Origin of the sequence: Paenibacillus sp. FSL E2-0178 (genome assembly GCF_038593005.1) — a bacterium.
Taxonomy (GTDB): domain Bacteria; phylum Bacillota; class Bacilli; order Paenibacillales; family Paenibacillaceae; genus Paenibacillus_AQ; species Paenibacillus_AQ phytohabitans.
This window is the reverse complement of record NZ_CP151953.1, coordinates 5,878,686-5,892,353: the sequence shown is the minus strand read 5'-3', so window position 1 is coordinate 5,892,353 and position 13,668 is coordinate 5,878,686. Positions and strand designations below refer to the sequence as shown.

The 13,668-nt window shown below is 53.9% G+C and carries 9 protein-coding genes; 5 read left to right on the top strand and 4 right to left on the bottom strand.

The window, feature by feature from the left end:
- Window positions 1-640: 640 nt before the first annotated feature.
- Window positions 641-1,834 carry an IS256 family transposase gene (locus MHI42_RS25780; protein WP_342421054.1) on the bottom strand — a complete coding sequence of 398 codons (1,194 nt, stop codon included), beginning with the start codon at window positions 1,832-1,834 and terminating at the stop codon, window positions 641-643.
- 380 nt (window positions 1,835-2,214) lie between these two features.
- A complete protein-coding gene (locus MHI42_RS25775) occupies window positions 2,215-3,186 on the bottom strand; it encodes a LacI family DNA-binding transcriptional regulator (protein WP_342421053.1) in 972 nt (323 codons plus the stop codon).
- 140 nt (window positions 3,187-3,326) lie between these two features.
- Between MHI42_RS25775 and ascB the strand changes: the two genes are divergently transcribed.
- Window positions 3,327-4,742 (top strand): 6-phospho-beta-glucosidase, encoded by a 1,416-nt coding sequence (gene ascB / locus MHI42_RS25770; RefSeq protein WP_342421052.1) that lies wholly within the window; start codon window positions 3,327-3,329, stop codon window positions 4,740-4,742.
- 744 nt (window positions 4,743-5,486) lie between these two features.
- Here the strand turns inward: ascB and MHI42_RS25765 are convergent.
- On the bottom strand, window positions 5,487-7,958 hold the full coding sequence (locus tag MHI42_RS25765; protein WP_342421051.1) for a glycoside hydrolase family 38 C-terminal domain-containing protein: 2,472 nt from the start codon (window positions 7,956-7,958) through the stop codon (window positions 5,487-5,489).
- 156 nt (window positions 7,959-8,114) lie between these two features.
- Here MHI42_RS25765 and MHI42_RS25760 point away from each other — a divergent pair, with 156 nt between their 5' ends.
- From MHI42_RS25760 to MHI42_RS25745, 4 genes are all read left to right on the top strand, one after another.
- Window positions 8,115-9,020, top strand: a complete 906-nt coding sequence (locus MHI42_RS25760; protein ID WP_342421050.1) for an AraC family transcriptional regulator — start codon at window positions 8,115-8,117, stop codon at window positions 9,018-9,020.
- 489 nt (window positions 9,021-9,509) lie between these two features.
- Window positions 9,510-10,985 (top strand): VCBS repeat-containing protein, encoded by a 1,476-nt coding sequence (locus MHI42_RS25755; protein ID WP_342421049.1) that lies wholly within the window; start codon window positions 9,510-9,512, stop codon window positions 10,983-10,985.
- Window positions 10,986-10,999: 14 nt separating this feature from the next.
- A complete protein-coding gene (locus MHI42_RS25750) occupies window positions 11,000-11,677 on the top strand; it encodes a response regulator transcription factor (protein WP_342421048.1) in 678 nt (225 codons plus the stop codon).
- Window positions 11,678-11,679: 2 nt separating this feature from the next.
- Complete coding sequence (locus MHI42_RS25745; protein ID WP_342421047.1) at window positions 11,680-13,104, top strand: HAMP domain-containing sensor histidine kinase; 1,425 nt, start codon at window positions 11,680-11,682, stop codon at window positions 13,102-13,104.
- Between the two features lie 46 nt (window positions 13,105-13,150).
- On the opposite strand, the gene MHI42_RS25740 is transcribed toward MHI42_RS25745, so the two are convergent.
- Complete coding sequence (locus tag MHI42_RS25740) at window positions 13,151-13,606, bottom strand: OsmC family protein (protein WP_342424805.1); 456 nt, start codon at window positions 13,604-13,606, stop codon at window positions 13,151-13,153.
- Window positions 13,607-13,668: the final 62 nt, after the last annotated feature.

Genomic DNA, 13,668 nt, shown 5'->3' with positions numbered 1-13,668 from the left:
TCCGGCGGATTTAGAGGGATTTATCCCTCTCATTTGCTCGTCCGGCCGACTTTTGGCGGAATTAGAGGGATTTATCCCTCTCATTTGCTCGTCCGGCCGACTTTCGGCGGATTTAGAGGGATTTATCCTTCTCATTTCCTCATCCGGCCGACTTTCGGCGGAATTAGAGGGATTTATCCCTCTCATTTCCTCATCCGGCCGGCTTTCGGCGGATTTAGAGGGATTTATCCCTCTCATTTGCTCGTCCGGCCGACTTTCGGCGGATTCAAGAGCAGTTCCTGCTCCTCATTTGCTCGTCCCGCCCAATTTCGGCACATTCAAGAGCACTTCTGCTCCTCATTTGCTCGTCCCGCCCACTTTTGAGACTAATCTCTACGATTTTCTCCATAAGCACGAAGAGCTGCCCCTATGCAGTTTTCTCTGCACAAAGGACAGCTCTTGTATTGCTGCTCTTGCTCCTACTCTCCACTTTCCACCCCGGAGACAAAATGTTGTATAAATTACAGCTTCGAGCCAGCGAAACGGTAGCGTCAAGAAGTTTGTGTAAGAGAGCAGAAGTACCTCCCCGGGTTGCGGGTTGGGGGTGCAGGTGTTTCTGGGGGGCGGGGGCACCCCGACCCCCAGAAACTGGATTCATCCGCTATTCTTCTTCGGGTGTAGGCAAGGAAGGGTAGCGTGCTTCAAATAACTCGTTTAGCTTCTTTTTGACGGGTTCCATCCCAAAGCCAGGAACGACCCGCTGCCCATGACGTTCATTGTAGTCGAGCATTTCGAGATACACGATTTTCTCTGCCGCATCCATATTCGTCAAACTGTTCATCGGTTTCAGGCGTTTGCGGATTTCCTTGTTCATTCGCTCAATCGGATTCGACGTATAGATCGCTTTGCGAATGGGCTCCGGGTACTTGTAGAACGTCAGCAGTGTGCACAACTGCTCCTCCCAGGACTTCATTTCTTTCAAATACAGCTTGTTCCACTTGGCTTTGACCGTATCAAAGTTAGCCCGGGCCACGACCTCATCCGGTGCGGTATACACGGTCTTCAGGTCTTCCAGGACATCGGTTTTGTGCTCGATCCGGATTTTGGGGAACGTAGCCCGCACCTTGTGCACCACACAGTGCTGCACATCCGCCTGCGGGTACGTCTCTTTAAACGCCGCATCCAGCCCGGGAAGCCCGTCAAACACACCGAGCAACACTTCCTGCGCTCCACGGTCGTACAGGTCTTTAAGCACCTCACGCCAGCCGTTCGAACTCTCTTGACCGCCGACGTAGAATCCGAGGATTTGACGTTGTCCCTCTTCGTCGATCCCCATCGCAAAATAAACGACCTCACCTCGGACCGTACCCCGTTTGAGCTTCACGTACAGCCCATCCAGGTAGATCACAGAGTAGCGCTTGCTCAGCGGCCGTTTCTGCCACTGGTGGATATCGTCCAGGACGGTAGCCGTAATGTTGCTAACGGTCGTTGGAGAGTAATGGCTTCCAAACATACTTTCAATAAACCGGGCCACATCCCGCGTCCCCATGCCGCTTTTATACATCTGGATGACCGCTTCCTCCAGCCACCCGTCCCGCCGCTGGTACGGCTCAAACATCTGAGTTTGGAACAATCCCTGGCGGTCGCGGGGGACCTCCAGGTCCTCCAGATTACCGTATTTCGTGTGCAAGTTTCGGGTGTAGTATCCGTTGCGGCTATTGCGTGTACCGGCTTCCTCGCTCGCCATGAACGCCTGCATTTCGGCACGCATGATCGACTCCAAGTGGTCTTTCACAAAATCTTTAACAAGTTTTTCAAATAGATTATTCAGTGAGCTTTCGGGTAAAATAGTCATTGGTAGGGTTCCTCCTTGGTGGTTTCGCAATCCTGAGGATACCCTACTTTTTTGTTGCCTGACTAGGCTCCAAATACTGGTACACAACTTATTTTACGCCATCAGCGAAACCCAGGTGCGCAGGCGGATTGTTGTATGAAATACAGGAATTCCCCCGCGAATCCGCTTAATAAACGGGGATTGCTGCATTTCATACAACAATTTTCGATTATGGTCGGTATGACGCGGGAAATGTTGTATTTGATGCAGGAATACACTTACATTATCTCTTTAACTCTTTAACTCTTTATCACTTTATCACTTGTCACTTGTCACTTTGTTCTGCGCCGCCCCTACCTCTCCCGGCCCAGCGCGTCGGCCAGGACGGCAGCCGCTTCCCCTTACGTCGTAGCCCGCTTCACCAGCTGAAACTCCAGCTGCTGCTGCGCCGCTTCCGTTCCCTTGAGCCTGCCGAGAATCAGCAGGAAGGCATTCTGCGCCTGTGAGGCAATCGGATTATAGATCGAGGTAATCCCCAGTGTATGAGCCAGCTCGGTATTATCGAATCCGACAACCGCCAGCTCTTCCGGCACCTTCACCCCCATCCTCCGGGCCTCGTTCAGCACCCCTGCCGCTACCAGATCATTAGCGCATAGAATGACATTCGGTCGTTCGCCCGGATTCAGCAGCAGCTCGCGGACCAGCTGTTCCCCCTGGCGGATAGAATAGATGCCGGTAGGCGACCAGTCCGGCTGAACAGGCAGGTTGTATTTGCGGACAATGTCCTGATACGCCTGCATCCGCCCGGAGGTGTTCATACTGGTCGGTCTGCCAAAAGCATTGGCAATCCGCCTATACCCCTGCTTAATCACATGCTCCAGCCCCAGCATATATCCTTCATACTGGTTCATGGCGACGCTCTGAATTTCCGGACGCTCCATCCGCTGCCAGGACACGATCGGCCCGTATTTGCCATAGGAGCTGAGGAGCTCCAGATCGTTGACACAGGTGCTGATGACCAGCGCATCAACTCTTTTCCGCCGCATATCCTCGAAGGCCTGCAGCTCTTTGGCCGGATCGCCCCCGGAAGTGTAAATGATCGTCTGGTAGCCATACTGGCTTGCGGTCTCCACGAAGCTGTTCAGAAACGGCAGCATCACTTCGTTGATCCCTTCCGTAACCATACCGATCTGCTCCGTCTGCCCTTTGGACAAGGATATAGCATTGCCGTTCGGCACATAGTCCAGCTCTTCCATGATCTTCATGATGGTATCCCGCGTCGCCTGGCTCACATGGGGGGAATGATTCAGCACCCGCGAGACGGTGGCTTTGGAGAATCCCGACAGCTTGGCAATTTGATCAAGATTCGACATGAGGCTTCTCCTTATATAAATTGTTATCTCACAAAAAAACACTTGACATGTAACGCGTTTCAACATTTAGCATTCCATTATAGGACATATTATTAGCTTACCATATCTGAATCCATAACTATAAAAAGGCGGGATATTGCATGAGTATCAAGTTTCCTGAAGGCTTTCTGTGGGGCGGCGCTGTAGCTGCCAACCAGCTTGAAGGCGCATATAACGAGGACGGCAAAGGCTGGTCGACCCAGGACGTGGCTCCGCAAGGGATTAAAGGTCCGATTACTGAAGTTCCGACTGAAGATAATATGAAGCTGGTCGGGATCGACTTTTACCACCGGTACAAAGAGGATGTGAAGCTTTTTGCCGAAATGGGCTTCAAAGTCTTCCGTACCTCTATTGCCTGGTCGCGGATTTTCCCGAACGGTGATGAGCTTGAGCCTAATGAGCAAGGCCTCAAGTTCTATGATGATCTGTTCGACGAACTGCATAAATACGGCATCGAGCCGCTTGTTACCCTCTCCCACTATGAGACGCCGCTGCATTTGTCCAAGCAGTATAACGGCTGGGTTAACCGTGATTTAGTCGGCTTCTACGAACGCTATGCCAGAACGGTATTCACCCGCTACAAGAACAAAGTGAAATATTGGCTGACCTTTAACGAGATTAACTCCATTCTGCATGAACCGTTCATGAGCGGTGGTATTTACACGCCGAAGGAAGAGCTGAGCAAGCAGGATCTGTATCAGGCTATCCATCACGAGCTGGTGGCAAGCGCCTTGGCTGTGAAGATTGGACACGAGATCAACCCGCAGGCCCAGATCGGCTGTATGATCCTTAGTATGCCGACTTACCCGCTCACTCCGAACCCGGATGATGTAATCGCAGCGATGAAGTCGGAGCATATGAATTATTTCTTCGGGGATGTTCATGCGAGAGGCGTATATCCGGGCTATATGAAGCGTTACTTCAGAGAAAACGGCATTGAAATCCACATGGAGCCTGGCGATGCCGAGATTCTGCAGCACACGGTAGACTTCATCTCCTTCAGCTACTATGTGAGCATCTGTGAGACGGGAGACGACAATAAGCGTAACCAGACCGAAGGCAACCTGTTCAGCGGTGCAGCCAATCCTTACCTGAAGGCTTCCGAATGGGGATGGCAGATTGACCCGCAGGGTCTGCGTTATGTGCTGAACATGTTCCATGACCGTTACCAGAAGCCGTTGTTTATCGTCGAAAATGGTCTCGGCGCCAAGGACGAGCTGATCACCGGCGAAGACGGCATACCGACCGTCAATGACGACTACCGGATTGGGTATTTGAATGACCACCTGGTGCAGGTGGGCGAAGCAATTGAGGACGGCGTAGAAGTCATGGGCTACACCTCATGGGGCTGTATTGACCTGGTCAGCGCTTCAACCGCACAGCTCAGCAAACGTTACGGCTTCATTTATGTAGACCGCCACGACGACAATACCGGCACACTTGAGCGCTACCGCAAGAAATCCTTCCACTGGTATAAAAACGTTATTGCGTCCAATGGAGAGAGTTTGCAGCGCTAAGCTCTTCTTCCCACAAAAGGCAGCCATTCCGGCTGTCTTTTTGGTTGGAATAGGCTAACCTTATGGTAATTTCCATACGGTTAGTCCATTTTCATTGTTGAGCATAATCGCCTCCGGTCCATCGTTATCTGTTTCTATCAAAAACACTGAAGATGTGTTATCATCACGCATTTTAGCTGCGGGAAGTCAGCCGCACTCTTCATGCCCTGAAGTTAGTGAATAGGACTGAGATTCCGTTATTTGATCAAAATCGGCGAAATCACAGGTCAATCGGACTCAGAATCCCTTATATGCCCCGTCATGCCCTCTTTCGGATTCAAATGAACAAGATAACGGAATCTCAGTCCGCTTCACTCTTTGGATAAACGTTCGCCTAACACTACTCACCTTACTACAGTATATTCTCGCAGTAGACGCGTCTGTTTCCAACACACATCCCCCTAATAAGTGGAAATTATACACTTGATTATATAATTTCAGTCGGTAAAATCGGATTAAGTGGATAAACGACATTTATTTTTCCTGATTTCGGCTCCTCATAGCTATTATCCGATGATTAAGTGCCTTTTTTCCAACTATCTCTCTGAACTCGCCGGTTTCAGGATTATTAAATGACATTTTTCCACTTACTCCCTGGTGAAGTGAAGGCACTGAGTGAGCAAAGATCATGCTAGGAAAACTGCCCAAGTGGAAACGGCTATGCCGTCCTTCAGCAGACGGGGCGCATCCCGCCGCCCCGCCATCTCACCCCTCGCATAGCGGAGCCTCTTCCAGCACGCCAGAGGCAGGCCGCAGGCGGTAGGTCTTAACCTCGTATCCGTTCAGGCTGACCTCCCGGCGGATGCCGAGCGAAGGAAGACTGATCGTGGTTGTCCCGCCAAGCCCGGTCGGCTCGAACAGGCGCAGGATATAATTCTCCCCCTGCTGCTCCTGTTTGAACGCGCTGAGCTGAATGCTGTCATCCTCCAGCATCAGCAGCGGAGCCAGCGTCTCTCCTTCCCCTGACGGGAAGAAGGATAACGCATAAGGCCGCTCGTTATGGACCAGCGCTTCGCGGTCCACCGACTGCCTGCGCTCCGTCTGCGCTCCGCCGTTCAGCCAGAAGCTGTAGCTGCGCTCCCCCTGATCCATCCGCGGCAGGAAGCGGTCCTGGGCCATAATCGGCCGGTCGCCGATCGGATGTGCGCAATATCCGGCGCTGCGCAGAAGCGACAGACGCAGCTCGCCCCGGCGGAAATCGCCGCCATGGATTCCGTTGTTGATGCAGGTCACCGCCAGGTTCTGGGCGGCATCCTCTATGGAGACCCATTTCTGCGCCACCGTCTCCCGGCCTTCCCGGTCCAGCGGCTGCACGCCGAAGGCCGTCTGGCCGAAGAAATCCCCCTGCGCAAGCACGGTAGGGATCGACAGCTTCAGCATCTTGTCCTTCTCGTTCCAGTAGACCCGCAGCTCAATCTCCACCTCGGTCCCCTGCTTCGGCAGCTTGTAAGTCTGGCAGATAGAGGAGCTGCCATAGCTCAGCACCGCTTCAATAACGGTGCGGACCTCGCCGTCCTCGACAACCCGGACGGCGGACAGCGGCTGCTTCACACCGGAGAACAAGGCGCTGTGTTCCGCATTCATCAGCGTGAACGCACCTTCCAGCTGATCGAACCGGTCGGTATCCATCCGCCACGGGTCTTCATTGTCATTCATGACCAGTGGAGCGAAGGCTCCCTTGCGCAGAAGTGACCGGCCCCCGGCGGTATACTCATCCATCAGTCCGGTCCGGGCATTGATTACGACCCGCAGATCAGCCGTCTCGAACCGGAAGCAGCCGTCCTGCTCAGCGAGCTGCGGCAGCGGTTTGACCGGCAGCATCTCCATCCGGCAGTCGAACCGGTTCATGGAGGAAGGAGCCAGCTCAGCAGTGAAAGCCACCCGCTTCCGCCAATCCAGCGGAATATTGCTGCGTTCCTTCTCCGGCTGGCAAGGTAAACGGTCCTCACCCTGGTAGACTACAGGCATGGAGAACTCCTCATTCCAGTTCTGATCCTCCAGCATGAATTCACATTCGAATACGCCGGTTACCGCATACGGATGCGGATTGTAGATCAGAACCGGGTACTCCTTCAGCGCTGCCTTGGGCTGTCCGGCGGCCAGGGCGAAGAATGCCCGCGCCTTCAGCCGGGCAACGATCTCCAGGCCGTGGCTGATCTGGCGCAGGGAAGCCTCCTCCGCATTCTGCACAGCTGTGCCCGGCAGAATGTCATGGAACTGCGCGTTGAGCAGATCCTGCAGCGCTTCCTGCAGCCCCGCTGCGGGATAGGCGAGCAGACCCTGCAGCGCAGCGGCGGACAGCATTTTCTCCGTCATGAACAGTTCGTTCTCCAGCAACCGGTGCTGCTGCTTCATGCGGATCATCGAGGTGTAGCAGCCCACGAAACGGGGATTGAGATCGCCCGCATAGACGGGTAACTCCCCCTGCAACGCCAGTTCAGCGAAATAACGCTCCGGCGTAGAATGGACAATCTCCACATCCTCCCGCTCCTGCATCAGCTGCGCAATCTGCGCCAGGTCCACCCGCGAGGGCCCGCCGCCGTGATTGCCCACGCCCCATAACACAAGTCCAGTCTGCTGCTGCGGATGGTCCGCCAGCCACTGTTCAATCTTCCCGCGGGTTTTGCCCATGAGCGAGTTGTAGCCGCCTTCAATCTTGTGGGCCATCACCCGGCTGCCATTGTATCCCTCCCAGCTGAAGTCGCCCGCAGGCAAGCCTTCCATTTCATCCGGGCGCATGAAGATATAGGAATCGTACCCCGCTTGAGCCAGAATCTGCACCAGTCCGCGCGTATGGCCGAAGGAATCGAAGTTGATGGCAGTCGTCGGCTCTGCACCGAATTTAGCCCGGAAATACGCTTTGCCCAGCAGAATCTGGCGGACAAACGATTCACCCGAAATCATATTACAGTCAGGCTGCAGATACCATCCGCCCATGATATGCCACTTGCCCGCCTGAACCAGCCGCTGAATCCGCCTGAACAATGCCGGCTCATACTCCTCAACCCATTGATAGAGAATGACCTCATTATGATTGAAAATATATCCATCGTTCTCCTCGCAGAATTCCGCAGCAGCACGGAATGTGGATACGGCAGCAGCGGCACCCTCCTCCCACTCCCACTGCCACACCGGGTCCAGATGGGCGTTGCTGAGCAAATGCAGTTTCTTCTTCATGGCTGAGTCCCCTCCATAGATCGTAGTTCTTCTACCTCTATTGTGAGGCCGGACAGCAGCGGAGTACATTTCCTATTCTCGCGATTTTTTGTCTTATTATGATATAATGAGCAACATCAACCGGAAGATAACCCACCTGGGAAGGGAAATTAATGAATGGATATTAGCCGTTACAAAAGCGAACTCCCCCCTGTACTTAATAACTTATGTCAGGAGATCCGTGTTCAAGACGCCGTCATCGAATGGGTGGATATCATTTTCGAACAAATTGGTACCGCCAGTAAGTGTCCGCCCCATGCCCACACCTGGTTCGAATTCAACTATGTGCTATCCGGGCAGCTGGGCACGCGTTTTGACGGTGACGAGATCACTGTGCGTGAAGGCGAATTCTTCCTGATCCCTCCCGGCAGGGTGCACTCCCATACCTACACCCGGGGGAACCCGCATGAAGGACTTTGCTTCCGCTGGCGGCTCCGCCGCGCTGATCCCGGACGCGCAGAAGAGGATACCCGTTCACTGTATTCGCGCCTGAAGTCGCTTCAGGAATGGAAGGAGGGGGCTTATCGTGATACTGATGGGTTCAGTGTGATGCTGACCCACTTCCTTAAGGAAGCGGCTGCCGCAGAACCGTCAGAGCTGGGACTGCAGCTGCTGCTAATCCGGCTGCTTGAGCGTCTATGCCTGCTGCAGCAGACACTGGAGGGGCATACCGAAACCCCGGCAATCGGCTCTGAACCGCTGGTGCGTAAGGTCGAGGTTTACCTGGAGGATTTCCAGGGAGACCGGCTGAACGTGGGAGAACTAGCGGCATCGCTGCACATGAGCTATGGCCACTTATCCCGCGAGTACAAGAAGCTGACAGGGCATACGCTGGTCGGACGGATGAACAAGATCCGGCTGGAAAAAGCCCGGGAGCTCCTCCTCCTCCCCGGCTCGAATATTTCGGAAGTAGCGGAACAGGCAGGCTTTGCCGACCTGAGCTACTTCAGTAAAGCTTTCAAAAAAAGCTACGGCCAGGCCCCGCAAAGCTACCGAAAGGCACATACAGCCAGTTCCGGATAGACTCAGTTATGCTCTTGAGATCTAATCCTGCCTAAGACAGCCGGACAATGCATGGCATGCCGTCCGCTGCACCATATAGGCAAATACAACGCCTGCCCTCTCTTGCTGCTCCAGTATAGGGCGGGCAACCGCAGCGCGTCCCGCCGCCCCTTCCTGTCCCTCCGGAGCGTAACTGAAAGTATATATTCCAGAGGAACAAAGGTTTATAACCAGAAGCGGAAGGACCGGAGGGGAAATTTGGAACTGTAGGAGCGTTAGCGTCCGCCTTTATGTTTGGATTTCTACCGCGATCAGCGGTTTAGATCAGGAAATCCAAACATAACAGCGGCCGGAAGTCCAAATGTTCACCGCAGAGACGCCGCAGCTTCCCGTTAGCACCTTAGCTTCATCGCCTATAGACATTCAGATAGCTCCTTTACCATTTTGCAACTAATTGCCAGAAAGGTTGGGATATACTAGCCACAGATGAATTATAAGGAGAGTAACTGGATGAACAAATTCATACCCGGCCTGAGCGGCCTTCTATTCTTAAGTATAATCACCTCCGGCTGCGGCACCCTGAAGGCGCCAAGCGATCTGCTTCAGGCCCCGGCACAGGGCAATGCCGATGGCACATTAACCGGTATCGTGAAATTATATCTTCCCGCCAATTCGCATTTAACAGTGCCTGTCCATTCCGAATCCGGCAGCGCCATTCAATTGCAGGATCTCGACAAGGACGGGCAGGATGAGCTGCTGGCCTTCTATAAGACAGACCAGACAGATTATGAAATCAATACCCTCCTGCTCTCGCAAAAGGACGGGAAATGGAGTAAACTCGCCACTCTGACCGGGGTAGGCAGCGAGCTGGATTACGTGGCATTCACCGATGTTACCGCAGATGGAGCGGAGGATCTGCTGCTTGGATATAGCGGCGGGGAAGGACTAAATAAAGAGTTATCTGTCCACAGTCTGAACAGCGGCAAATTATCCGAGATTCTCAAGCAGCCCTATGATCAGGTAGTGGTTGGGGATCTGACCGGGGAAGGGCAAACCGATATTGCTGTACTCCAGGGGACCTACATCACAGATACACAACCCGAGACCCATCTTCAGCTGCTTCGGCTCCAGGGCGGTACGCTGCAGACCTTGTCCGATCAGAAGCTTGACGGGAACGTAATTGGGGCCCAGTTCGCCAAGGCATCCCCTACCCGCAGTGCCTTATTCATCGATGCCGCAGTGGGTGCGCACTCCTCCTACACTTCGCTGCTTACTTGGGAAAATAGTAAATTTACTGATATACTGGCATCAGATGATTATCAGCGTACTGCGCTTGCCGGCAGCAAGGACCTTGTACTCACGCCGCTGGCACCGGCGCCTGACGGAATGCTCGGCAGCAATAACTTGGCCATCAAGGATTACCCTCTGGCCAGCACAGATATTAACGGTGACGGGATTGTCGAGATTGGCTTTCTCGTACCGCCTGCGGGCACCGAGAGTTACGCCCCTCTGGCCACTCCGTTCATCACCAAGTATTATCAATGGGATGGCGGAACCGGCCTGAAGTTCGTGGAAGAACAGTTTGACCGCTGGGGCTTCAACTTCCATATTCCTAAGGGCTGGGCTGGCCGTACGATTCTGGAGACACCGGGAGAGTCACCGGCGCCATGGGAGAATATCCGCTTCAGCTACAAGAATGCCGAATCTGCCCGGCAGGCCCCGCTGCTTGAGCTTCGCCTGCTGGCCAAGAAGGACTGGGCTGCAGCAGAGACTAAGCTGAAGTCAGAGAATAGAGAATATAAGCTGCTGTATGAGCTGCAGAATACCAATGATGATACGGCGCCAACGGTGTTCGTTGCGGTCATGCCCGCTGCCGGTGCAGCAGCCAAGCTGCAGGGTGCTTCCCTTCAGGAGTATAATCAGCTGAAGCTGACCCTTGAGGAAGCAGTGCAGCTGGCTGGCACGCCGCAGAAGCCCCGGCAATAATAAGGAGGCTGTTCATGAAAGTGCTGATACTGGAAGATGAGAAGCCGATCCGGGATCTTCTGTGTGTGAATCTTAAGCGTGCAGACTTCGAGGTCGCTGAAGCTTCTACCGGTGAAGAGGCCCTGAGGATTGCCGGGGACCGGAAGGATTTTGACATTGCTATACTGGACCTGATGCTTCCAGGCATGAGCGGCTTCGAGGTATGCACCCGCCTCCGGGGACAGTTCCCCCGGCTAGGAATCATTATGCTCACAGCCAAAAGCCAGGAAGTAGACAAGGTCATGGGCCTCGAAGCCGGTGCAGACGACTACGTGGTCAAGCCGTTCAGTCCGGTTGAGCTGGTCGCGCGGGTGCGCTCCCTGTACCGCCGGATGTATCCGGGAGAAGCTCTGCCGCAGGAGAACAACCTGGAGCTTCCGCCTTTTACCCTTCTGCTGGATGAACGGAAATTACTGAAGAACGGGCAGGATATCCCGCTGACCCCGACCGAATTCATGATCGTCAAGCTCCTGTTGGAGCAGCCGAACAAGGCGATGAACCGGGACGATATTCTGACAGCCGTGTGGGGGCAGTATTTCATGGGAGACCTTAAGATTGTAGATGTGAATATCAGCCGAATCCGCAGGAGTCCGCCCAACGGGCCGCAGTTCCTCGAAACGGTGTGGGGATTCGGCTATATATGGAGGGGCTAACTTTGCTAAAGGGAATCAGGTCCAGGCTTATCGTCTATATTACCCTTATGCTGCTCCTGATCGTCCTGCTGCTGGAGGGAGTTTTCATTGCTGCCGTCCACTACTACTATCTGGGCAGCGCGATGGAAACGTTGAATTCCCGGGCCGCTACTTCAGCGACTTTTTTCAACAAGTATCTGGAGGGTTATACCCTGAGTGAACGGGCACGTTATATTCTGGAGAATCTCTCTCCTGAAGAGAGCAGTAAGGTGGAAGTGCTGAGTCCGGCCGGGAACGTCATTATTAATTCCTTCGGCTTCTCAAGTCAGGAGAAGGTGAATACCCCTGATGTGAGAGCAGCGCTGACCAGCGGCAAAGGAAGCTTCCAGAGTCTTAAGCCGTTACAGGGTGAGCGGATTATAGCCGTCTCGATTGCACTTAAGGAATCCGGAAGTACGATTGGCGTGCTGCGTTACTCTGTTTCTGCGGAGCCTTTATATGCCGTTATTATGAGAATTGTGCTGAATGCAGCTGTAGTCGGCCTGCTTGTAATTGGATTCGGGTTCGTGATGAGTCTGCTGATCGCCAAAAGAATCGTGGGTCCGATCCAGCAGCTAACCGGGGTTGCGAAGGAAATGGCCACCGGCAATTTCACCGTACGGGCGGCCAAACCATATGATGATGAGGTCGGTACGCTCGCAGTTACACTGAATTATATGTCCGAGGAAATTCTCAAAAGCGAGAAGATCAAATATGATTTCATCTCCTCTGTCACTCATGAGCTGCGCACTCCGCTTACTTCGATCAAAGGCTGGGGCGAAACGCTGCTGGTAGGTGATTTATCGGATAAACAAGAGACCCTGCAGGGTCTTGAGGTCATGACCGGGGAGACCGACAGGCTCATCGGACTGGTCGAGGATCTGCTGGACTTCTCCAAATTCCAGGCTGGTGAGATCAAGATCGTACGCCAGCCTTATGATCTCAGGGGACTGCTTGAGGATCTGCTGCTGCAGTTCAGATACCGGGGGCAGACCAAACAGATCCGCCTTTATGCCGAGCTTCCTGATCAGCCCCTGCCGGTAGACGGTGATTTCAACCGCCTGAAGCAGGTTTTTGTCAATTTGCTGGACAACGCCTTCAAATTCACTCCTGCCCAGGGAGCCATCTGCCTTACAGCAGTGTTACACGGGGAGCTCATCATCACCACCGTAGCCGACAACGGCGAAGGCATCGAGGCCGCAGACCTGGCACAGCTCGGCACCAAATTCTTCAAAGGACGGTCCCGCCAGTCCGGAAGCGGCCTGGGCCTGGCCATCTGCAAGGAGATCATAGAGCTGCATGACGGGCGGCTGCGGATCGAGAGTGAATTCACCAAGGGTACCTCCGTGATCGTGGAGCTGCCGCTTTACCGGCTGGAGCAGCATCTTCCTCCGCCGGTGTATCTGTGAGCTTGGACCTCCCCGTGCGCAGGAATGCTGGCCGGATATTCGGCCTTCATTTTCCTGCCCCGGCTATCTCAATGACCGGCTGCGTCTCCATCGAGACATTCCCTGCCACAGCTCTGGAGATCATACAGGACTCCTCTGCCATATGTGCCAGCCGCTCTGCCTTCTTCAGCTGGGCCGCTGTCGCATCTGCCTGGAGCACCACACGCGGCTTGTGCACGATCCGTTCGTACGTAAATACATTATTCGTGACATCTACCGTCGCCTCTGACTCCAGTGTCAGTTCCTGTGGTACAATATCTGAACGCTCTAGCATCGCTGCCAGCGTAATCAAATAACAGGTCGAGGCTGCCCCCAGCAGCATCTCATCAGGATTCGTTCCGGTTCCCGGACCGCCCATCTCCTGCGGAATCGAGATTACCGTGCGGAGTCCGCCTGCTTCGATATGCCCCTCACTGTTACGTCCGCCGTTCCATACTGCCTTCAGGTGAAAAGGATGCTTCATCTCCCTCAATCCTCTCTTGTTCATTTCGAATACTTATACATTCTTCTCAAGCACTCCCGCCC

Excerpts from the sequence above, each read along its gene's own strand:
- MHI42_RS25780 (WP_342421054.1), bottom strand. The coding sequence starts at position 1,834 with ATGACTATTTTACCCGAAAGCTCACTGAATAATCTATTTGAAAAACTT.
- MHI42_RS25775 (WP_342421053.1), bottom strand. The coding sequence starts at position 3,186 with ATGTCGAATCTTGATCAAATTGCCAAGCTGTCGGGATTCTCCAAAGCC.
- ascB (WP_342421052.1), top strand. The coding sequence starts at position 3,327 with ATGAGTATCAAGTTTCCTGAAGGCTTTCTGTGGGGCGGCGCTGTAGCT.
- MHI42_RS25765 (WP_342421051.1), bottom strand. The coding sequence starts at position 7,958 with ATGAAGAAGAAACTGCATTTGCTCAGCAACGCCCATCTGGACCCGGTG.
- MHI42_RS25760 (WP_342421050.1), top strand. The coding sequence starts at position 8,115 with ATGGATATTAGCCGTTACAAAAGCGAACTCCCCCCTGTACTTAATAAC.
- MHI42_RS25755 (WP_342421049.1), top strand. The coding sequence starts at position 9,510 with ATGAACAAATTCATACCCGGCCTGAGCGGCCTTCTATTCTTAAGTATA.
- MHI42_RS25750 (WP_342421048.1), top strand. The coding sequence starts at position 11,000 with ATGAAAGTGCTGATACTGGAAGATGAGAAGCCGATCCGGGATCTTCTG.
- MHI42_RS25740 (WP_342424805.1), bottom strand. The coding sequence starts at position 13,606 with ATGAAGCATCCTTTTCACCTGAAGGCAGTATGGAACGGCGGACGTAAC.